Genomic DNA, 20,697 nt, shown 5'->3' on the forward strand with positions numbered 1-20,697 from the left:
TCTGGTCGTACGCCATGAACGTGGCGCCGCCCGACTCAGCCAGCACCTTCGTGATCGCGGCCGTCAGCGACGTCTTGCCATGGTCGACGTGGCCGATCGTCCCAATGTTGCAGTGCGGCTTGTTCCGCTCGAATTTCGTCTTCGTCATGATCGCTTCCGGTCGCTTGAGGTGGCGGTTCGAAGTGGCTCGGGCTCGGGCTAGAAGATCGGTCGCGCGTTGGGCGGAAATTCCGGAAAGACTGGAGCGGGTGACGGGAATCGAACCCGCATAGCCAGCTTGGAAGGCTGGAGCTCTACCATTGAGCTACACCCGCCCGGAGATAACGCCTCGATCAATCGCGCCGTACCGTCCTTTCGCCTTTACTCTTTCGTCTCTCAACTCGTCGTGTCGTCCGGCCCGAACGGGGCCAGGGGCGCACTCGCCCGGTGGTGGAGGGGGAAGGATTCGAACCTTCGAACTCCGAAGAGGGCAGATTTACAGTCTGCTGCCATTGACCGCTCGGCCACCCCTCCATCCAACCCGGCGCGCCTTTTGGCTTTCAAATCAGCGGGTTGCCATAGACAAGCGCGCTTTTTCGTCGGCCAATGTAGCGCGAGGCCGCCCTCCGGTTTCCCGAAAGGCGGCCTTCGCGGACAGGGGGTTTAATAAGAAGAAGGGGGTAGAGTCAACGGCAAAACCTCACGACAAAACAAGCCGCACCCCTCCGCCTTCCCGAAAACGGGCCCAGCGGGTGGGGACGACTTGAACAATACTGTAATTGCGCATATTAAGCGCCACGATGAAAAATGGCAAGCATGGGGGCCGGTCCCGATCCGACGGCAGTCGCGGCGGGAATAACCGCGAAGACGGTCGTCATGGCGGCCCTTCGGGCGGCAAGCGATTCGACAAATCCCGCGCGGAAAAACCTGGATTCGGCAAATCCAGCCCGGCCGCGATGGGCGGCTTCGGCAAGCCGCGCAGCGACAAGCCCCGCGCCGAAAAACCCGCCCGGTTCGAAAAATCGGCCCGGTCCGAAAAATCGGCCCGGTCCGAGACCCTCGAGCGCGGCGACAAGCCCCACCGCTTCGAGAAGCCCCGTTTCGGGAAGCCGCGCGACGAACGGCCTGCCCGTTTCGACGGCACCCAGCGCGCCGAGCGTAGCGAGCGCAGCGACCGCCCGAACCGCTTCGACAAGCCGCGCTTCGACCGTCCCGCCCGCGCCGACCATCTAGAAGGCGAACAGTCGAGCGGCCGCCCCGAGCGCGGGCCGCGCGGCCCCCGCCGCGACCGCAATCTGCGCGCCGGCCCCTTCCCCGGCGAACGGCCGGGCGAAGGCGGTGGCCGGGTGTGGCTCTACGGGATTCACCCCGTTCTGGCCGCCCTCGCCAACCCGCGCAGGAAGATTCTGCGCATCGCAATTCAGCGCGAAGTCGACGCCCAACTCGGGCCGAAACTCGAGACGCTGGCCGAGGCGCATCCGATCGGCTTGCCCGACGCCGAGATCCTCGACCGCGAGCAGCTCGACCGCATGATGCCGCGCGCCGCCGTCCACCAAGGCCTCGCGGCGTTGGTCGATGGGCTCGACGATCCCGATCTCGACGACATCATTCGCGCGACCGAAGGTCAGGACGCCGCGCGCGTCGTGGTGCTCGATCAAGTCACCGATCCGCATAACGTCGGCGCCATTCTGCGTTCGTGCGCGGGCTTCGGCGTCGCGGCCGTGATTTGCCCCGAGCGGCATTCGCCCGGCGCCACGGCCGTGATGGCCAAGGCCGCGTCGGGTGCGCTGGAGCGTGTCCCCTTCGTGCGCGTGGTCAATCTCGCCCGCGCCCTCGATCATCTGAAGAAGGCCGGCTATTGGTGCGTCGGCCTCGCCGGCGAAGCGAGCACCGAGATCCACCAAGCCGATATGACCGGCAAGATCGCGCTGGTCGTGGGTGCGGAAGGCGAAGGCCTGCGCCGGCTCACGCGCGAGCATTGCGATCTGCTGGTGCGCATCCCGATCGACAAGGGGCTCGAAAGCCTCAACGTTTCGAACGCCACGGCGATCGCGCTCTACGAGCTTCAGCGCCGCGTCGCGACCGCGCTTTAATCCCGCTTCATTCGGACCCGACGCCGGAGCTCGATCTCCGGCGTCGGGATTCGCGTGCGTACAACGAATCTTTTTTGTATTATTTTATTTAAATATGACTACCATGACCCGCATCCCGATGGAGGGCCGGAATCATGACGACGGCAACGGCGGCAATTGCAATCGCGGCGGCGCCCGCGACGGAACCTTCGTGGCTTTCCCAAAACCAGGCCAATATCGCGATCGCGACATTGGCGGTTATCCTGCCCATCGGGATCATGCTGGCGCGCATGCATGTGCGCCGCAAACGCCAGAACCTGCTCCGCACGATGGAGGAGGATTGGTTCAAGGGTAAACTCGAATCCGGCTCGTTGCTGTCGCTCGAAGGGGCGAAATTCAAATACGAGTTGCCGACGGCGCAGGGCCATTATCACGTCCACGACCCGTGGCAGCATTACGTCATCCCCATGACGATCTTCATCACGATCACTTTCCTGGGGCTGCACGCGCTGTTCTATCAGGTCACCGATCAGGCTTTGCTGCGCGACGTGATCCCCTTCGTCGCCGGCGCGAAGATCGCCTGCCTGGACATCGCTTGTCCGATCTCGCCCGAATTGCGGCGATACCAATCGGAATCGTTGGCGGTCGTCGCGGCGGCCTTCGCGGGCGCCTATGTCTTCGCCATACTTTATCTGATCAAGCGCGTGTCGAATTACGATCTGAACGCGTTCTCGTTCGTGCGCGTCGCGTTTCAGATGGTCGTGGCGTGTTTCGTCGCCGCGTATCTGTTCCACACTGCGCGGCAATCGATGGGCATCGAAAAACTCGACGAATTGGCGGGCGGCGTCACGCTCGGCGTCGCTTTCCTTTGCGGATTATTTCCCACCCTCGGCATCACGACGTTGATGAACCGATATCCCGCGCTGCAATTGAAGCGCGTCGATCCCACCGCCTACCGGCATTGCCGGATTCTGCCCTTGCAGATCATCGACGGCATCGACCAGAACATCATGTTCCGGCTGGCGGAGTTCGAGATCGAGGACGCGCAGAACCTCGCGACGATCAACCCGATCCTGCTTTATATCGAAACGCCCTACGGGCTTTACGAAATCGTCGACTGGATTTCGCAGGCGCAGTTGGTCCTAGCCGTCGGACCGGACAAGCTCGACAAGCTGCGCGAGATTTCGGTGCGCACCTTGTTCGATCTCGATAATTACACGAAATGCGACGAAAGCTGCGATATGGTCGCCGAAGCGATTCTGCCGCCCCCCACTTCCGTCACGTCCGCAATGCGCGACGAACAGCGCCTTCCCCGCCGGCGCGTTCAAGTCCGCGAGATGATCAAGATCATGCTCGACGACCCGCATGTCGGCCGTCTGAGCCAGCTTTGCCTGCTGCTGAAATCCTCGTTCATCGGCAAGCGGCCGGACGGCGCTCCGACGGCGGGTTAGCGCAAGCTCGCTTCCAGCACGTCGCGATAGGATGCGACCGGCGGCACTTTAAGGCCGACGATCTTCGCTTCCTCGTCCCAGCGGCGCAGACGCACGGCCCCCGCACAATGCCGCTTGGCGGCGAAGGCTTTGGCTTCCGCATCGCTCATCACGCCGCCTTGCAGCGCCATCGACTGTACCGACGCGGGCGACAGCTTCGCCGCATAGTCGGCTTCGGTCGCGACCAGGAAGCGCTTGGCGTCGACATGCAGCGCCACCGGCCCGACGACATCTTCGACGAAATGCTTGGCGAGGAACGCCGCCCCCACCGCCTCGTGCTTGCCGTCGATGCCGCGATCGGCGATGTCCTCGTCGAGCCCGTGCAGCAAATGGCCGATATCGTGGAGCAACGCCGCCGCGATCAAGGCGGGCGGCGCCCCTTCGCCGCGCGCCAAGGCGGCGGCCTGCAACGCGTGCTCGCGTTCCGACACGCCTTCGCCGTAATGACGATCGGCGTCGGGGCTCTCCATCTTGGTGATGATGCGGTCGACGATTTCGGACATCTCGAACCCTCCGCTCAGGCCGTTTCGGCGAATTTCAGCAACGCCACCCCCGCAATGATGAGGGCGATGCCGCCCAAACGCAACGCGTTCGCCGCCTCGCCCAACAGCACGATACCGAAAATCGCCGTGCCCGCGGCGCCGATCCCGACCCATACGGCGTAGCCCGTGCCGACCGGTAGATCGCGCATGGCGAGCGCCAGCAAATAGAAACTGGCGGCCGCCGTGGCGATCGTTACCACGCTGGGGACGAGCTTGGTGAAGCCTTCGCTCATCTTCAGGCCGATCGCCCACACGATTTCGAGCACGCCGGCCGTGAAAAGATAGATCCATGCTTTCGACATTCCGATGACTCCGCGCCCGTTCCGGCCACCAGAATAGAACCGACGTCGCATCGAATGCGAGAATCGCATGCGCGTTAATCGCGGATTCAGCATCGCGATCTTAGCTTCGCGAAGACCACCGAACGGAGTTCGATCCCGTGCGATGAAACCTTTGCTGCCGGATACATTCCAAGCGCGCGGCGTGCTGGTGCCCTTCGAAAGCCCGCGCCTGAAGCCGCTGCGTTTGCGCGCCCATCCCGGTCAACGCCCGAAGGAATGGGAAGCGATCTTCGAGAACTACGCGGGCTCGGAGGAGCGGCAGAATCTGATCATGCAATGGGTCCATGTGCCGAACTGGACCCAGATGGCGATCCGCGACCGCGCGTTGTTCGACGCGATTTCGGAAACCTTCGCGGACGCGCCGCTCGACCCGCTGGTCATGCGCACGCTGGCGCTGACCGCCGATCGCGACCATGCCGGCGATCCCACGACGCGCGAGATCGCCAAGGCACGGCTCGATTCCGCGCGCAAAGATCGCTTCCAGGCCTATATCAGCTTGCTCGCCCAAGCGACGCGCGAATGCGGCGTGGCGCGCGGCGATCCGGTGATGTCGAAGGCCAACAGCATGATGCTGATGGCCGCGATCCGCGCCACACCCGGCCAGGATTCCGACGCGGGCCAGGCGTTGACCGAGAAGGTTTTCGGCTATCTCGGCCAGCAAGCGAAAATCGCGCCGCCGCTGGTGATCAAGCGCATCGAGGCGGTGTCGGAAACGCTCGCCCCGATCGGCGCCATCAATCTCGACGCGGATCCAGGCGCGCGCCAGGAAGGGCATCTGGCTTTGGGGTTCGCGCGGCTGGAGAAATTCCGCGAAGCCTTGCGCGTCTACGAAAAGGAAACGCGCGACGAAGCCGCCAATCGCGCGCTGCTCGTGCAGTTCTCGGCCGCGCAGTTCCGCGACTACGTCGCCGACCGGCTTTCGGATATCGAACAGAAACTCAGCTTCTTCGTCGCCGTCGTGCGCGACCACGAGATCGTGCTCGACCTCATCGCCGGCTGGGCGCGCGATATCGCCTTCGCGTTGGACGGATGGAGCGAGTTGATCGACGTTTGGGACAAGGCGCAGGAAAAGTTCGAGGCGGAGAAGGATCCCTATGTGCTCGATCTCGCGATCCAGCATATCCTGCTCTATCTGCCGACCATGCCGACGGAGGCGACCGACGCCGAGTCCGAGCGCGTGTGGAACGGGTTGACGTTCCAGCGCTCGAAGATGGTGCGCCAATTGACCAATTGGATCGACGGCAAGGCCGACAAGGAACTCGAATCCCGCCTCGACGCGGCGCGTAAGGCGAAGCTCGAACGCGAAGAAGCCGACAAGCGCGCCGCGCAGAAAAAGCGCGACGCCCAGGCCGCCGAACGCGCGCGCCGGGAAGCGAACGGCCGCCGCCGCCAAGCGGGGAAACGATGACGCTGCCCGACGGAAAGGAAACGGGTGCGGAACGCCGCCGTTCGCCGCGCTACGCGTTGGCTGGCGCCACGATCGTGCTGCGCGGCCGGGAATTGCCGATCCACGATATCTCGGTGCTCGGGCTTCGCACCGACGGCGGCGCGGTCAAAGCCGATATCGGCGGCGTGATCGCGGTCGAGTTGCGCATCCCCCGCGCCGCGCCGGCCGCGCGGCCGCGCCGCTTCGCGTTGATCGCGTCGGTCACGGCGCATGATCCGCGCGGTCTCGTGCTGCGCTGGCTGCAACCGTCGGCGCGCTGGGCGCGCGCTTTCGCCGATCATCTGGCGGCGTCCGCACAAGCCGCATCGTAGCGGCGACGATTGCCAAGCGCACAAACACCATCTTATAATCGAATAAATAGGATGGAGCCACATATGAAGGTATTCACGCTTGCCGCCGGGCTGCTCGGGCTTTCTTTGGCGGGCTGCGTCGAGCAGGGCCCGCAGGTCCGCGATACCGGCGGCGGCGTGGTGGGCAACGCCGAACAGCGCGACATAACGCCCGGCGAAAGCCCGCTCAGCGTCGATGGCGGCGGCAAACTAGGCGCCAAATATTCGCAGCGCCGCTTGCAGGCCCGAACGATAACGACCGTCGAGTTTCAGGACGGCTGGATCATCCACGAAGTGTCGGGCACCAACATGATGTTCGGCATGGCAAATGATCGCTCGACGAATGCGATCGATACGATGGTGGCGCCGCGCATCGCGGCACTCGGCTTCACGCCGAACCGATCGACGGTGCAACGCGGCCGTGCGCGGCTGGGCGAATACGCGATGATCGCCGCAGCCGGCTTCAACCGGAATTGCTGGATGTTCCAGCTCTATCCGCAGTCGAATTTGCAGTTTTACGACAATGGCGGCTTTTACAGCGCCTATCTCGCCGGGCTGCAATGCGGGCCGGTCGGCGGATCGGCCGCAGACGCGGAAGCGTCCGCAAAGCGCCTGCTCGACGCGCTTTATATCGACAATGGCGCCTTGAACCGCGCGCAGGCAGGACGATAATCCCCGTCGCGCCGTTCGCGCGCGGAATCGGGGAGTTTCACGATGTACGTCTATGCCAGCCTTGCGACGATCGCGGCTTTGACCCTCTACACCGTCCTTTGCTTCAAGGTCGGTTCCGCGCGCGGCAAATACGCCGTTCCCGCCCCCGCCACCGACGGGCCGCCGGAATTCCTGCGTTATCTGCGCGTGCAGATGAACACGCTGGAACAGATCGTCGTCGCGTTGCCCGCGATTTGGCTGTGCGCGATCTGGGTCGGCGACTCTTGGGCCGGGATCGGCGGCGCGGTGTGGATCGTCGGCCGCGCCCTCTACGCGCGCGGCTACTACGCCGATCCGAAAAAGCGCGGGGCGGGCTTCATGATCGCGATGTTCGCATCGACCGCGATGCTGCTCGCGGCCCTCGTCGCGATCTTCCGCGCTTAGCCCTTCTCGGGCGACCAGGAAGCGGCATCGGCGTCGTATTGCACGCCGTTTTCCATGTTCTTCACCTGGTGCGGCGCACCCGGTTCGACCGGCGGGAACCACACGAACGGAATGCCCTTGTCGCCGGCGTATTTGAGCTGGGCGTCCATTTTGCGTTCCTCGTGCCACAGCTCGACCTTCAGGCCGCGCCCGCGCAGCACGCGCGCGGTCGCCGCGACCTGGGCGTATTGCCCCCCGCGCGGAAACACGACCAGCACGTCGGTCGGCGTCTTGCGCGTGGGCTTGATCGCGCCTTCCTTCTGCAGCTTCCAGAAAATGCGCGTGAGGCCGATCGAAATGCCGAGCCCCGGCAGACGGCGGTTGATCAGCGAGCCGACGAGATTGTCGTAGCGCCCGCCGCCGCACACGGTCGGATAATCGGGGAACGCGGCGAGCTTCGTTTCGTAGACCGTGCCCGTGTAATAGGCGAGGCCGCGCGCGATCGACAGATCCGCGACGAACGACCCTTCCGGAAAACGCGCGAGCTCGCCCATAACGAAGCCAAGTTCCGACAGGCCTTGTTCGAGCACTTGCGACTTCACGCCCAACGCTTCGACCTTGCCGACGACGCCGGCATCCGTGCCCTTGATCTCGGCCAGCGCCAAGATTTTTCCGATCGTCGCATCGTCGAGCGACATTTCTGAGGCCAGCATCGCCGACACGCCCTTGACGCCGATCTTGTCGAGCTTGTCGACGATGCGCATCGCGTTGCCATAATCGGCCACGCCCAGGCCTTCGTAATAGCCCTGAAGGATCTTACGGTTGTTGATGCGCGTGACCGAACCGCCCACGCCGAGCTTGTCGAGCGTTTCGAACACGATCGCGGGCATTTCCGCGTCGTAATGCAGCGGAATGTCGCGCGTATCGACGATGTCGACGTCGCATTGGATGAATTCGCGGAAGCGGCCTTCCTGCGGGCGTTCGCCGCGCCAGGCCTTCTGCATCTGATAGCGCTTGAAGGGAAAGACAAGGTCGTTGAGATTCGCCGCCACGTAGCGCGCCATCGGCACGGTCATATCGTAATGCAGCGCATGTTCGGGCGGCTGGGTCGCCTCGTCGCCTTCGGCCATCAGACGGCGGATGGCGTAGATTTCCTTGTCGGTGTCGCCCTGCTTCAGCAGTACTTCGACCGGCTCGACCGAGCGCGTTTCGATCGGCGCGTAGCCGTAGCTTTCGAAGATCTTGCGGATCTGGTCGATCCACGAAAGCTCGACCATGCGCAATTCCGGCAGCCATTCCGGATAACCGCTGATGGCCTTCAATTTGTGCTTCTCGATCAAGGCGAATACCCCTATTCCGACGCCTTCACATAACCCGGCGCAAACCGCGTTTCAATGCGCTAACGTATGGCGGCCATGAACGAAGTTTTCGACGTCGTCGTCGCCGGCGGGGCCGCCATCGGCTCGTCGCTCGCCTATCACCTCGCCGCCGATCCCGGTTTCAAGGGCCGAATCCTGGTGCTGGAGCCCGATCCCGGCTACGAGCGCGCCGCTTCCGCCCGTTCGGCCGCATCGATCCGCCAGCAATTCTCCGCCCCGGTGAACGTCAAGCTGTCGCTTTACGGCATCGATTTCCTGCGCGATCTGGGTACACGGCTTGCGGTCGATGGCGAGAAGCCGGAGATCGGATTGCGCGAAGGCGGCTATCTCTTCATGGCCACGCCCAGCGGCGAAGCGACTTTACGCGAGAACCATGCGCTGCAAATTTCGCTGGGGGCCGATATTGCGTTCTACGACCGCGCCGCCCTTGCCGCCAAGTTTCCATGGCTCGCCACCGACGATCTGGTCGCCGGCACTTGGGGCCGCACGGGCGAAGGCTGGTTCGACGGTTACGGATTGGTCCAAGCGTTGCGCCGCAAGGCGCGGACGCTTGGCGTCGAATATCGCAAGGCCGCTTTGACTGGCATCGACATGCAAGGCGAGCGCGCGGCGGCGTTGCGACTGTCGGACGGCACGACGATTTCGGCGGGCCATGTCGTGCTGGCGGCGGGCACGGGCACGCGCGAACTCGTGCGCGCGATCGGCTTCGACATTCCCGTCCACGCGAAAAAGCGCTTCGTGTTCACCTTCGAATGCCGCACGCGCATCGACGGCGTGCCGTTGACCATCGATCCGGGCGGCGTCTATTTCCGCCCCGAAGGCGAAGGCTTCATCGCCGGCACGGTACCGCCCGAGGACAAAGACCCCGACGTCGCGCCCGACGATTTCGAGGTCGATTACGATTTCTTCGACGAATATGTCTGGCCCGCCCTCGCCGCGCGCGTGCCCGCCTTCGAAGCGATCAAGCGCGGCCGCGCTTGGGCCGGGCATTACGACATGAACCTGTTCGACGCCAACGCGCTGATCGGTTTCGTGCCGGGCACTTCGAACGTGCTGCTCGCCAACGGCTTCTCCGGACACGGGCTGCAGCAAAGCCCCGGCGTGGGCCGAGGCCTCGCCGAATTGATCCGGCACGGGCGATTCACGACGCTCGATCTTTCGGATCTTTCGCCCGCGCGCTTGCTGACCGGCGCCAAGATGCTGGAGAAGAACGTCGTGTAAAACGAAAAGGGCCGCCCGGTGTCCCGGACGGCCCTTCGCGTTCAACCGGCTTGCGCGTTTAGCGGCGCAGGCGGACGTGACGCAGCTCGACGTCTTCCTGCACGCGCATTTTGAACTCCGCGATGCGGTCGTTGAGCATCGCGAAGACCTGCGGCTCCTGGTGCAAAGGAACGATCGGCACATCCTGGCGGATGATCGACCAAACCTGCTTCGACAAGGCCGCGCGCTTGGTCATGTCGGTTTCGACCGCGATCTGGTTGCGCAAAGCTTCGACCTGGGGATTCTGATACTTGCCCCAGTTGAAGGTGCCCGCCCCGTCGGTCATCGTCAGCAACTCGCGCAGCGGGTTGGAGATGTCGAAATTGCCGGGCGTCCAGCCGAGCAGATAGAACTGGAACTGGCCCTGGCCGCCCGCCGGAATGAATTGGCTGAACGGCATGGCGTTGAGGCGCGCGGTGATGCCCACTTGCGCCAGCATCGAGACGACGGCGGTGCAGATATCCTCGTCGTTGATGTAGCGGTTGTTCGGGCAGTGGAACGGCACCGTCACGCCGTTGGGATAACCCGCTTCGGCCAGCAGACGGCGCGAGGCGGCTTGATCGTAGGGCAGACGCTGGTTCGATTCCTGATCCCAGCCCTGGACCTGCGGGGCGATGATCAGCCCCGACGCTTGGCCGAAGCCGCGCATCGTGACGCGCATCAGCGCCTGGCTGTTGATCGCCTGATAGATCGCGCGGCGCACGCGCGCGTCCTTCAGCGGGTTCTTGACGTTCGGCTGGTCGAGCAGATTGTCGCGCACCGTGTCGAAAGCGAAATAGACGGTGCGCGCCGTCGGCCCTTGCACGACGCGAAGATCGCTGAGCTGGCGCAGCGCGTTCACGTCCTGCAGCGGGACGGGATACATGAGGTCGAGTTCGCGCGAACGCACGGCGGCCACGCGCGTCGCCGGGTTGGCGACCGGGCGCCAGATCGCGCGGGTGATGCCCGTCGCGGTCGCGGGATCCCAGGCGTTCGGGTTGATCTCCATCACCGTGCGCTCATCGGCCACGCGCTCGACGAAGCGGAACGGCCCCGTGCCGTTGACGTTGAGATTGGCGAAATTGGTCGCCGCACCCGCCTGGCCCGAGCGCGAAACGACCATCGCGTTGTTCGCTTCGATCCACGGCTTGCTCATGATGAAGAACAGCGTCAGATCCTGGAGCAGAACCGGGTTCGGCCCCTTGGTGATGATGTTGATCGTGTTGTCGTCGACCTTCTCGATACGGTCGATCGACACGACCGTGTAGCTCATGTCCGACGTCTGCTGGCGCACGCGCGCGAACGACGTGATCACGTCGTCGGCGGTGAAGGGCTGGCCGCCGTGGAAGCGCACGTTGCGGCGCAGGTTGAAGCGCCACGTCGTCGGGTTGGTCTGCGTCCAGCTTTCGGCGAGGCCGGGCTGGAGCGAGCCGTCGAAGTTACGGCGCACCAGCGGGTCGTACATGTTCGACTTCATCGCGTTCGTCACGCCGTGGTTGTTGGCGTGCGGATCGAGGCCGAGAATGTCGTTCGCCGAGCCGTAGCGGAAGATCTGCGCGTCCGCCGGGGCGGGCGCGACCGCCGCCAAGACCGCGAAGGCGGCGGCGGCGAACAACGCGGCGCGACCCGTTTTGCGGGAAGCCGTGATCGTCATGATGATACTCTCCTGTTCGGACCTGTTATGGTTGCGGCCCGGGGTTTTCCCCCGGCACCTTGCGGGCGACTTTGCGACAGCCCAGGGTCCCGTGCAATTGAATTCCAAACGACCGCGATGCGGCAAAACGGAAATCCATGATCGCAGACACGGACTTGGTAAACGCCGCCCGAACCGTTCGCGAACGCCTGGACCGGCCGGGCTGGCCCGGGGCCGCGATCGGCATCGTGCGCGGGACGGAAATCGTGCTGCGCGATGCGTTCGGCCTCGCCAGCGTGGAACTGGGAATTCCGCTGGCGCCGCAAACCGTGATGACGGTCGCATCGGTCACCAAGCAATTCACCTGCTTGGCGCTGCATATGCTGGCACGGGAAGGCCGCATCGATCTCGACGGCGCGGCGCTGCCCGGCATCACCTATCGGCATTTGATGCATAACGCCTCCGGTCTGCCGGAGATCATGGAGACCTACGCGCTGGGCGGCGGCGATCTGTCGTCGCCCGCCCCGCGCGCCGCGTTGCTCGACCTCGTGCGCCGCCAATCGGCGCGCAACTTCAAGGCGGGCACCGACTTCGCGTACTGCAACACCAATTTCGCCTATCTGCACGACGCCGCCGAGCGTATCGAAGGCAAACCCTTTGCCGAGATTCTCCACGATCGCATCCTCGCCCCCGTCGGCATGAAAACGGCGCGCCTGGGCACGCGCCAGGACGAAGTGATTCCCGGCTTCGGCAACGGCTATCTGGTGCGCGACGACAGGTTGATCCGCGCGATCGACGCTTGGCCCGGCGGCGGCGAAGGCGGCTTGCGGGCGAGCCTCGACGACATGATCGAATGGGCGCGCAACTGGTCGACCCAGAAGATCGGCGGCGAATTGCTCGACGCGATTTGCATTCGGCGCCCTTTCGCCAACGGCACGCGGAATTTCTACGCCAGCGGCGTTCAGGTTTCGCCTTGGCGCGGGCTCGACACGATCGGCCATGGCGGCTTGATGCCGGGCTTCCTGACCGAGTTCATCCGCGTGCCGGCCGAAGATCTGACCGTGATCGTGATCGCCAATTCCGACCGCTTCCAGCCATGGCTGATCGCGCGCGAAATCCTGGATCGCGCGCGCGGCCTCGATCCCGACGCGATCCGCCTGAAGGCGGCGGCGATCGTTCCCGGCACGTATCTGTCCGACGATTGCGGCTTGTCGCTCGATCTGTTGGCGCAGGACGGTTTCGCCCTCGCGCGCCAGCATGGCGGAACGTTTCCGCTCGATACCGAGGGCAACGCGTTGCGCGGCGGCTTCGCGTTTCGCTGGGACGGCGGCGGCGTCGTCGGCGCCAACGGCAATCGCATCGCCTATCGCCGCATCGATACGCCGGGCGAATTGCCGAAGGGCCTCGACGGGGTTTGGCGCCATGCCGAGTTGGGAGCCGCCTACACGATCGACGGTGCGGCGCTGCGCATCGACGGGCCGCTGCGCGGCGGCGTCATGGCGGATCTCGAACCGCTGGCGGGCATGAGTTTCCGCATCCGCGCGCGCGATGGATGGTATCCACGCGTGTTCGACGCGCGATTGCACGACGACGGCGCGTTGCTGGTCAATGCAGGTCGCTCGCGGGGCTTCCTGTTCCGGAAATAGAATCGACCATGCTGTCGACCAACGCATGGAAGGCAAGCTGCGGGCGCCAAACGCCGTCGAGCAGGGCTTTACGCGGATTGGCGATCGGGATGGCGTTGGCCATATCGCTTTTGGCGGTGACGGTCGCGGGGTCGCGGCCCATCCGCGCATAAGCGGCATCGACCCAATCGCGCACGCGATGCGCTTCGCCCGAGCCCAGTACATATTCGCCGGGGCTCGCGCGCTCGGCCATCGCGGCCAAGGCCGCGACGATATCGCGCGCGGCGGACCAATCGGCCCGCCCGCCGATATTCATCAACTCCAGCGGCGCGCCCGACACGGCGGCGCCGACGATCTTACGGGTGACGTAGCTCGACCCCCGCAACTCGCTTTCATGGTTGAACAACACGGCGAAGCTTGCGTGCAACCCCAAACGTTCGCGCGCGTGGCGGACGAGATCGCGCGTCCACAGCTTCGTATGGCCATAGAAGGTGCGCGGATTCGCCGGCGTGGATTCGTCCACGATCAGATCGGTGCCTTGCGCTTGATACATTTGCGACGAACCGGCGAACACTGCGCGCGTCGTCCGGCTTCTCGCGGCGATCCACTCGAGCAACGTCGCCGCCGCTTCGAAATTGACGCGGATCATCGCGGAAACTTCGGCGGATTTATCCCCCGCCCCGCCTTCCGACGAATGATGTGCGGCCGCGAGATGGAACACACGCGCGGGCTTTACCGTATCGAGCGTTTCGCGCAGCGCTTTGCCGTCGCCCACGTCGCAGACGATTTTGCGCACGCCAGGCTCGACGACGGAATCTTCGTGCCGCACGAGGCCGGCGATATCCCAATGATCGGCGCGCAGCAGGCGCGACAGCAAACGCCCGTCCTGCCCGCCCGCCCCGGTGATCAGCGCGGTCATCATTCGAGGAATTTCGCGCGTGTTTCGGCCGGCAGCAATTCGGCCAGCGTCATCGCCGTGCGCGCGAGGAATTCCGCATCGTCGAGGCGGAAGAACAGGATGTTCCCGTGCGCGTGGCCTTCGGCACAAGCGACCGGTGCTTCGCTCGTCAGGCCGATGCACCAATAATCCCAAACGCGGCGATGGAAATTGCCCGCATCCTCGTAGCTGAAAATCAGCGCGCCATAGCCGCGTTCGCGCATCGCGGCTAGCGTTTTCGCCAACGCGTCGCCCGCTTGGCGCGGATGCGCGGTCGAGAATTCGGCGAGCGCCAAGCGCGGCGGCAATTTCACGTAATCGTGGCTGAGCAACGCGTCGAAATCGTAGCCTTCGCAATCGGCCTTCAGCCAATCGACTTGGGTCAATTCCTGCGCGGCGGCGAAATCGTCGAGCCGTGTTGCCGCGACGCTGCGCATATCCTTGGTCGCCGACAGCAGCGACGGCGACCGGCCGGACAAGCCCACTTCCGCTTGAAAAAATGCCGCAGAGCCGCTCGCCTCCGTCACCAGCATCGCATGATGGCGGATGCGCTCGCCGTAGCGGCGCGCCAATTCCGCCATTGCGGGCGCGCAAGCCGTGTCGGGTTCGAACAGATCGGCCGACCAGCCGAGATCGAGGAACGGCAACGCCGTTTCGCCCAGGCACGCACCCACGTCGATCGCATGGCCGCCAGGGGCCGCATCCTTCAAATAGGGCACGGCGAACAGGCGCACGAGTTCGAGATCGGTGAGTGCGCGGAACAACGGCGTGCCTTTCGCCGCGTCGGCCAGATGCAAAATCGTCGCGATCAATGCGTCGGGCGATTTGGCGCGCAACCGCGTCAACGCTTCGTCGCGCGACGCCGTCAAATCCTTCGCGGCCTGCGCCAATTTCTTGCCGGCGGCCGCGACGTCGAAATAAGGCAAGATCGGCGACATCGCCGCGCGGATTTTCGCGGCCGATGCGGCGCGGAAATCGGGATCGCGCGCCAGCGCGGCGGCTTTAGCGATGTAATCGTCCTCGCCCGCCGCGACGAATTCGCCCAACCCCGCCCCGGTCAGCATCGCCGCGCCGACATGGCCGCGGAACCGCTCCCCCGCCAGCGTGACGATGGGCAAGCCCACGCTCAGCGGATCGATCAGCGAGCAAGCACCCGAGAACGGATGCGCATCGATATAGACGTCGCACAAGGCGGCGATGCGATGCAGATCGGCGCGCGTGGGAACCGGCGGCACCGCACACCAGCGGTCGCGCGCGACGCCCGCCGCCCCAAACTGCTTCTCGATCCGCGCGAAGAAGGGTGCGGCGAAATACGACGCCGACCAGCTCGGCGCGAAGGGCATGATGACCAGCCGCGCTTCGGGCACTTCGGCCAGCAACCGCGCCCACAAAGCCGTCAGCTCCGGCCCCAGCTTGAAGAAATTGGCGCCGGAGAAAAACACCGGCACGCCATCGGGCAGGCCCAAGGCGGCGCGCGTGGGTGCGGCCGTCGCCGCATCCTTGTCGTGCTGGAAGGCGTAGTAGTTGATGAAGCCCGGGGCGCGATAGAGCGTTTCGACGTAGTCGCTTTGCGGATATTCGCCCGGCTCGTTATCCGCACCCGAGAAATACGCGTCGCCGGACGCAAATCCGCCGGTCGTCGGCGTGGCGGTCGAAACGATCTGCACCCGCGCCAAGCGGCAGGCGGCGAGCAGCGCCACCGGATTGACCACCGCCGAGATATTCGAATGGATCGCGATCGCGTCGAGGTCGTCTTGGCGCAGCCTTGCGAGTTGTGCGGCAAGATCGCCGCCGAGCACGACATAGCGATCGGCCTTCTCGCGCGCCAAATCCTCGATCGGGCCCGGGGCGGCGTCGATCGTGTAGACCGAAAGCTCGATCTCCGGGGCCTTCGCCTCGAATTGCGAGATCGCCAGATAGGTTTCGGTGAACGGGCGCAAAGCTTGCGTCAACACACCCAATCGCAACGGGCCCGGCCGCCGCTCGCCGGACGCATGCGCGGGCAAGCGGCGCGCGGCGACCAGCATGGTTTCGACGATCTCGCCGCGCAGACGCATCATGCGCTTGAGGTTTCGCGTGGAGAAATACGCCATCAGCAGACTGGCCCGCTGGGCGAACATCAACCCCAGCGCCAACCGCGAGGGATCTTCCGGATGGCCGACCACCGCCGCATGGAACGCCGCGACGATCGCTTCGAGCTTCGCGGCATAGCGCTCGCTCTCGCCGATTTCGTTGAACAATGCGGGGGCGGTCAGCAGCGCTTGGCCCGCGACGGCGCGCAAGGCGGGCGACAACGTGGCGAGATCGGGAATTTCGGGCAAATCCTGCGGCGGCGTCAGCAACAACGCCGCCAGCATCGGCGCTTTTTCGGCGAAGCGTTCCGCGGCTTGTCCGGCCAGTACCGCCTCGGCCGGTTCGATCGGAAAGCGCGTGAGTCCCGCCTCGGCCAGGGATACCGCCCCTTGCTGCGATGCCACAGCTTCGGGATCGACCGACCCGTCGAGCAAGGCGGCGGCGAGGTTCCAGCGCAGGCTGCGCAACGCCGGCAAGGCGGCGGGATCGCCCGCCGCCAAGGCTTGCGCCAATCCCTGAACCGATGCCAATTCGCTGGGGTCGAAAGCCATTTTGGGCGCCGCCATCCCTCGATTCCTGTCCGCCCGGCATGTTAGCCTAAACCCCGATGACGAATACCCTTCTGTTCGAGAACGCCGTCGTGATCGACGGCACGCAGGCCGAGGCGCGGCCCGGCCACTATGTGCTGGTCGAAGGCAACACGATCCGCGAGGTCTCGGCCGCGCCGATCGCGTCGCCATCGGCCGCGGTAATCGACCTCAAGGGCCGCACGCTGATGCCGGGCCTGATCGACTGCCATGTACATGTCGTGGCGACGATGGCCAATCTCGCGCGCAACGCGGCGATGCCGACCAGCTTCCAGGCGCTGAAATCCGTCGCGGTGATGGACGGCATGCTGAAGCGCGGCTTCACCTCCGTGCGCGACGCCTCGGGGGCGGATTACGGTTTGAAGCTCGCGGTCGAGGAAGGCTTGTTCCGCGCCCCGCGTCTGTTCATTGCGGGCAAGTCGCTGAGCCAGACCGGCGGCCACGGCGATCTGCGCGGGCGTTTCGACGACCGCGAATTCTGCCTGTGCCATGCGCGGCTGGGCCTTCTCTCCCGCGTCGCCGACGGCGTGGACGCCGTGCGCAAAGCCGTGCGTGAAGAACTGAAAGCCGGCGCCGACTTCATCAAGATCATGGCGTCGGGCGGTGTCGCCTCGCCCACCGATCCGATCGACTGGCTCGGCTATTCGCGCGACGAGGTCCTGGCGATCGTCGAGGAAACCGACAAGTCGAAAACCTATGTCGCCGCCCACGCCTATACGGCTGAAGCGATCGGGCGCGCGGTGGAGCTTGGCGTGCGCACGATCGAGCACGGCAATCTGGTCGATGCGCCCACCGCCGCCTTGATGGCCAAGAAGGGCGCCTATGTCGTGCCCACGCTCGTCACCTATGATGCGCTGGCCAACGAAGGCGCGTCGCTGGGCTTGCCGCCCGAAAGTGTCGCCAAGATCGAAAACGTGCGCGGGGCCGGTTTGCGCTCGCTGGAAATCTTCCGGCAAGCGGGCGTCAAAATGGCGTTCGGCACCGATCTTTTGGGCGAAATGCATCGCCATCAATCGACCGAATTCGCCATCCGCGCGCGGGTTTTGCCCGCGCACGAGATCATCGCCTCGGCCACCACGATCGCGGCGGAGCTGCTGCGCATGGAAGGCAAATTGGGCGTCGTGGCGCCGGGGGCGCTGGCCGATCTGCTGGTCGTTGACGGTAACCCGCTTACCGATATTTCCGTCCTGACCGGTCAGGGCGAACGCATAGCCGCCATCCTCAAGGATGGGGTTTTCGTCAAGAATACGCTGGCCTAATTTACGCCGGCATTTAGGGAGCGATACGAAACATCATGGCCGCCACTCCGCGCACGATCCATCTCAATCCATCGGACAATCTGATCGTCGCCGTCGATCCGATCGAACCGGGTGCCGTTCTGCACAACTCGGTCGCGACCGCGAAGGTCATGCGCGGTCACAAGATGGCGATCGAGTTCACGCCCAAGGGCGCGCCGTTCAAGAAATTCGGCCAGATCATCGGCTTCGCGACGCAGGACACGAAGCCCGGCGAGCATGTCCACGTGCATAACTGCGAATTCGCCGCCTTCGCGCGCGACTACGCCTATGCCGAGAATGCGCGCCCCTGGGACCCGATCCCGCTCGAGCAGCGCCGCACGTTCCAAGGCTATCGCCGCGCCAACGGGCGCGCGGGCACCCGCAATTACATCGGCATCCTCACCTCGGTGAATTGCTCGGCTTCGGTCGCGCGCTTCATCGGCGAAGCGGTCGTGAAGTCGGGCCTGCTGAACGACTATCCGAATGTCGACGGCGTGGTGCCGCTGGTGCACGGCACCGGTTGCGGCATGGCCGCGAAAGGCGAAGGCTACGACATTCTCCAGCGCACGGCCTGGGGCTACGCGACCAACCCGAATGTCGGCGCGGTCCTGCTCGTCGGCCTCGGCTGCGAAGTCTTCCAAATCGCCGAGATGAAGAAGGCCTACAACATCGCCGAGAGTGCGACATTCCGCTCGATGAACATCCAGGACAGCGGCGGCACGAAAAAGACGATCGAAGCGGGCCTTGCCGCGATCAAGGAAATGCTGCCCACGGTCAACGCCGTGAAGCGCGAGGCGATCCCCGCCTCCGAACTGATGCTGGCGCTTCAATGCGGCGGCTCGGACGGGTATTCGGGCATCACCGCCAATCCGGCTTTGGGGGCCGCCGTCGATCTGCTGGTCGATCAGGGCGGCACCGCGATCCTGTCGGAAACGCCGGAGATCTATGGTGCGGAGCACCTCCTCACCCGCCGCGCCGAAAGCCGCGAGATCGGCGAGAAGCTGATCGGCATCATCAAATGGTGGGAGGCGTACACGACCAAGCATAGCGGGTCGATGGACAACAACCCCTCGCCCGGCAACAAGGCGGGCGGCTTGACGACCATTCTGGAGAAGTCGCTGGGGGCCGCCGCCAAGGGGGGTACACGCACGCTGCGCGGCGTCTATCACTACGCCGAGCGCGTGGACGCGAAGGGCTTCGTGTTCATGGACACGCCCGGCTACGACCCCGTTTCGGCCACCGGCCAGGTCGCGGGCGGGGCCAACGTGCTGTGCTTCACCACCGGCCGCGGCTCGGCCTATGGCTGCAAGCCCACACCGTCGATCAAGCTTGCGACCAACACCGACATCTATAAGCGCATGCCCGACGACATGGACATCAATTGCGGCGATATCGTCGACGGCGTGTCGGTCCAAGCCAAGGGCCAGGAGATTTTCGAGAAGATCCTGGCGGTCGCCTCGGGCGAGAAATCCAAATCCGAGGCGCTGGGCTACGGCGACAACGAATTCGTGCCGTGGCAAATCGGCGCCACGATGTAAGCGACGCTACATTGAAAGCGATGGCGGCCGGGGCAAAACCCCGGCCGTTTCGCTTTTAGGGCCTAGTTCGGCAGCATCGCTTCTGCGATCCGCACGGCGTTGAGGGCGGCCGCATAAGCCGGATCGCCCGCATCCACGACGAGGGCGAGCGCGTTCGGCGCTTCCGGATCGGGGCGCACCCAGCGCGGGGCGAACCCCGATTCCTGCGACATCAACGCCGCCGCTTCGTCCGCCGCCAATTCGCGCGCGAAGGACGCCGCGATCGCCAGCCCCGCCCCGTTGGCGCTGGCGCAGGCGACCGGCAACGCGGGCAGATCGAGCACGCGCCGCGTTTCGGCCGCCAAGCGCCCGGCCGCCGTATCGGCGGGCGGCGGCACCCATTTCGCCGTCGGCAGGAACGGCGGCGCCGCCCCGTCGCCGACCGCGACGCGCGTCAACCCCGCCGCGTCGTGCAACGGCTTCAACGCCGCCGCCGCCGCCGTCACGACTGCGCACGGTCCCGCGACGATGCCGCGGGGGATCGCGTCGAGTGCGCGCGCGTTGACGCCGCCCGCGACCAGCGGAACGCGCGGATCGGCGCGCCACGCCGGCGAAACGTCGATCACGACGGCGCCGGTATGTGCTGCACGCGGCGCCAATTCGCGCGACGCCGCGCCGGGGCCGGCGAACAGCACGATGTCGAGATCGTCGAACGCGGCGTCGGTCGCGTCGGCGACGATCAAGGCGCCACCCGACGCCGCCGACACGGCGCTGCCCGCCGATCGCGCGGAGGCGAACAGGCGCAACTCGGCGGCCGGAAAGCCGCGCGACGTCAGAAGATGACGCAAAGCCGTGCCGACCTTGCCGGTAGCGCCGACGATGCCGACGCGCGGGGTTTTGGGGATCGTGTAACTCGGGTCCATGATTTCCACTCCATGCGAAAGCGGAGTGCGGGAAACCGGACCGGAAAGGAGAGATGGACCGGGCCCCGCGACTGCCGCGGGGCTTGCGATCCGGATGCGCCGCCTAGATCGGCACGCGCAAGCCCGTCCGCGCCCCGCCGGAGCGGAACGTTTTGAAGGCCAGTGCGTGGATCGGGGTCATGCGCATCACGGGAGTCATTTAAGCACGAAGTGCCGCCACGTAAACCCCCGAC

18 protein-coding genes and 2 tRNA genes are annotated in these 20,697 nt (G+C 65.1%); 10 read left to right on the top strand and 10 right to left on the bottom strand.

Annotated features, from left to right (window positions below; translation table 11 throughout):
• The 3 genes from tuf to J0H39_21445 all read right to left on the bottom strand — a co-directional run.
• Positions 1-148: elongation factor Tu (gene tuf, locus J0H39_21435; GenBank protein MBN9499327.1), on the bottom strand; the 148-nt coding region annotated here is incomplete at its 3' end.
• A gap of 92 nt (positions 149-240) precedes the next feature.
• Positions 241-314: transfer RNA gene (locus J0H39_21440), tRNA-Gly, on the bottom strand.
• A gap of 113 nt (positions 315-427) precedes the next feature.
• A tRNA-Tyr gene (locus tag J0H39_21445) sits at positions 428-513 on the bottom strand.
• A 422-nt stretch (positions 514-935) separates the two neighbouring features.
• On the opposite strand from J0H39_21445, the gene rlmB reads away from it, so the two are divergent.
• Positions 936-2,072, top strand: coding sequence for a 23S rRNA (guanosine(2251)-2'-O)-methyltransferase RlmB (gene rlmB, locus J0H39_21450; GenBank protein MBN9499328.1), 1,137 nt, complete (start codon positions 936-938; stop codon positions 2,070-2,072).
• A gap of 134 nt (positions 2,073-2,206) precedes the next feature.
• Entirely contained in the window at positions 2,207-3,502 is a 1,296-nt protein-coding gene (locus J0H39_21455; GenBank protein MBN9499329.1) for a hypothetical protein, read from the top strand.
• Here J0H39_21455 and J0H39_21460 read toward each other — a convergent pair.
• Positions 3,499-4,044 carry an HD domain-containing protein gene (locus J0H39_21460; protein MBN9499330.1) on the bottom strand — a complete coding sequence of 182 codons (546 nt, stop codon included), beginning with the start codon at positions 4,042-4,044 and terminating at the stop codon, positions 3,499-3,501. The genes J0H39_21455 and J0H39_21460 overlap by 4 nt on opposite strands.
• A gap of 14 nt (positions 4,045-4,058) precedes the next feature.
• Positions 4,059-4,385 (bottom strand): multidrug efflux SMR transporter, encoded by a 327-nt coding sequence (locus J0H39_21465; protein MBN9499331.1) that lies wholly within the window; start codon positions 4,383-4,385, stop codon positions 4,059-4,061.
• Between the two features lie 142 nt (positions 4,386-4,527).
• Here J0H39_21465 and J0H39_21470 point away from each other — a divergent pair, with 142 nt between their 5' ends.
• The 4 genes from J0H39_21470 (at position 4,528) to J0H39_21485 (ending at position 7,295) form a co-directional block, all read left to right on the top strand.
• On the top strand, positions 4,528-5,832 hold the full coding sequence (locus tag J0H39_21470) for a hypothetical protein (protein ID MBN9499332.1): 1,305 nt from the start codon (positions 4,528-4,530) through the stop codon (positions 5,830-5,832).
• Positions 5,829-6,182 carry a hypothetical protein gene (locus J0H39_21475; GenBank protein MBN9499333.1) on the top strand — a complete coding sequence of 118 codons (354 nt, stop codon included), beginning with the start codon at positions 5,829-5,831 and terminating at the stop codon, positions 6,180-6,182. The genes J0H39_21470 and J0H39_21475 overlap by 4 nt, the downstream gene beginning before the upstream one ends.
• A gap of 63 nt (positions 6,183-6,245) precedes the next feature.
• Positions 6,246-6,872, top strand: a complete 627-nt coding sequence (locus tag J0H39_21480) for a hypothetical protein (GenBank protein ID MBN9499334.1) — start codon at positions 6,246-6,248, stop codon at positions 6,870-6,872.
• 42 nt (positions 6,873-6,914) lie between these two features.
• A complete protein-coding gene (locus J0H39_21485; protein ID MBN9499335.1) occupies positions 6,915-7,295 on the top strand; it encodes an MAPEG family protein in 381 nt (126 codons plus the stop codon).
• On the opposite strand, the gene J0H39_21490 is transcribed toward J0H39_21485, so the two are convergent.
• A complete protein-coding gene (locus tag J0H39_21490) occupies positions 7,292-8,614 on the bottom strand; it encodes a histidine--tRNA ligase (GenBank protein MBN9499336.1) in 1,323 nt (440 codons plus the stop codon). The two genes, J0H39_21485 and J0H39_21490, sit on opposite strands and share 4 nt — an antisense overlap.
• Positions 8,615-8,680: 66 nt before the next feature.
• Between J0H39_21490 and J0H39_21495 the strand changes: the two genes are divergently transcribed.
• Positions 8,681-9,874 (top strand): FAD-binding oxidoreductase, encoded by a 1,194-nt coding sequence (locus J0H39_21495; GenBank protein MBN9499337.1) that lies wholly within the window; start codon positions 8,681-8,683, stop codon positions 9,872-9,874.
• A 58-nt stretch (positions 9,875-9,932) separates the two neighbouring features.
• Here J0H39_21495 and J0H39_21500 read toward each other — a convergent pair whose 3' ends face one another.
• Positions 9,933-11,546 (bottom strand): ABC transporter substrate-binding protein, encoded by a 1,614-nt coding sequence (locus J0H39_21500; GenBank protein ID MBN9499338.1) that lies wholly within the window; start codon positions 11,544-11,546, stop codon positions 9,933-9,935.
• A gap of 137 nt (positions 11,547-11,683) precedes the next feature.
• Here J0H39_21500 and J0H39_21505 point away from each other — a divergent pair, with 137 nt between their 5' ends.
• Positions 11,684-13,171 carry a beta-lactamase family protein gene (locus J0H39_21505; protein ID MBN9499339.1) on the top strand — a complete coding sequence of 496 codons (1,488 nt, stop codon included), beginning with the start codon at positions 11,684-11,686 and terminating at the stop codon, positions 13,169-13,171.
• Here the strand turns inward: J0H39_21505 and J0H39_21510 are convergent.
• Positions 13,131-14,072 carry a GDP-mannose 4,6-dehydratase gene (locus tag J0H39_21510; protein ID MBN9499340.1) on the bottom strand — a complete coding sequence of 314 codons (942 nt, stop codon included), beginning with the start codon at positions 14,070-14,072 and terminating at the stop codon, positions 13,131-13,133. The genes J0H39_21505 and J0H39_21510 overlap by 41 nt on opposite strands.
• On the bottom strand, positions 14,069-16,726 hold the full coding sequence (locus tag J0H39_21515; GenBank protein MBN9499341.1) for an FkbM family methyltransferase: 2,658 nt from the start codon (positions 16,724-16,726) through the stop codon (positions 14,069-14,071). The genes J0H39_21510 and J0H39_21515 overlap by 4 nt, the downstream gene beginning before the upstream one ends.
• Positions 16,727-16,767: 41 nt before the next feature.
• Between J0H39_21515 and J0H39_21520 the strand changes: the two genes are divergently transcribed.
• A complete protein-coding gene (locus J0H39_21520; protein MBN9499342.1) occupies positions 16,768-18,006 on the top strand; it encodes an amidohydrolase family protein in 1,239 nt (412 codons plus the stop codon).
• A 35-nt stretch (positions 18,007-18,041) separates the two neighbouring features.
• Complete coding sequence (locus tag J0H39_21525; protein MBN9499343.1) at positions 18,042-19,562, top strand: altronate dehydratase; 1,521 nt, start codon at positions 18,042-18,044, stop codon at positions 19,560-19,562.
• Positions 19,563-19,624: 62 nt separating this feature from the next.
• Here J0H39_21525 and J0H39_21530 read toward each other — a convergent pair whose 3' ends face one another.
• Complete coding sequence (locus tag J0H39_21530) at positions 19,625-20,464, bottom strand: NAD(P)-binding domain-containing protein (protein ID MBN9499344.1); 840 nt, start codon at positions 20,462-20,464, stop codon at positions 19,625-19,627.
• Positions 20,465-20,697: the final 233 nt, after the last annotated feature.

The organism is Alphaproteobacteria bacterium, assembly GCA_017308135.1.
GTDB lineage: Bacteria > Pseudomonadota > Alphaproteobacteria > CACIAM-22H2 > CACIAM-22H2 > Tagaea.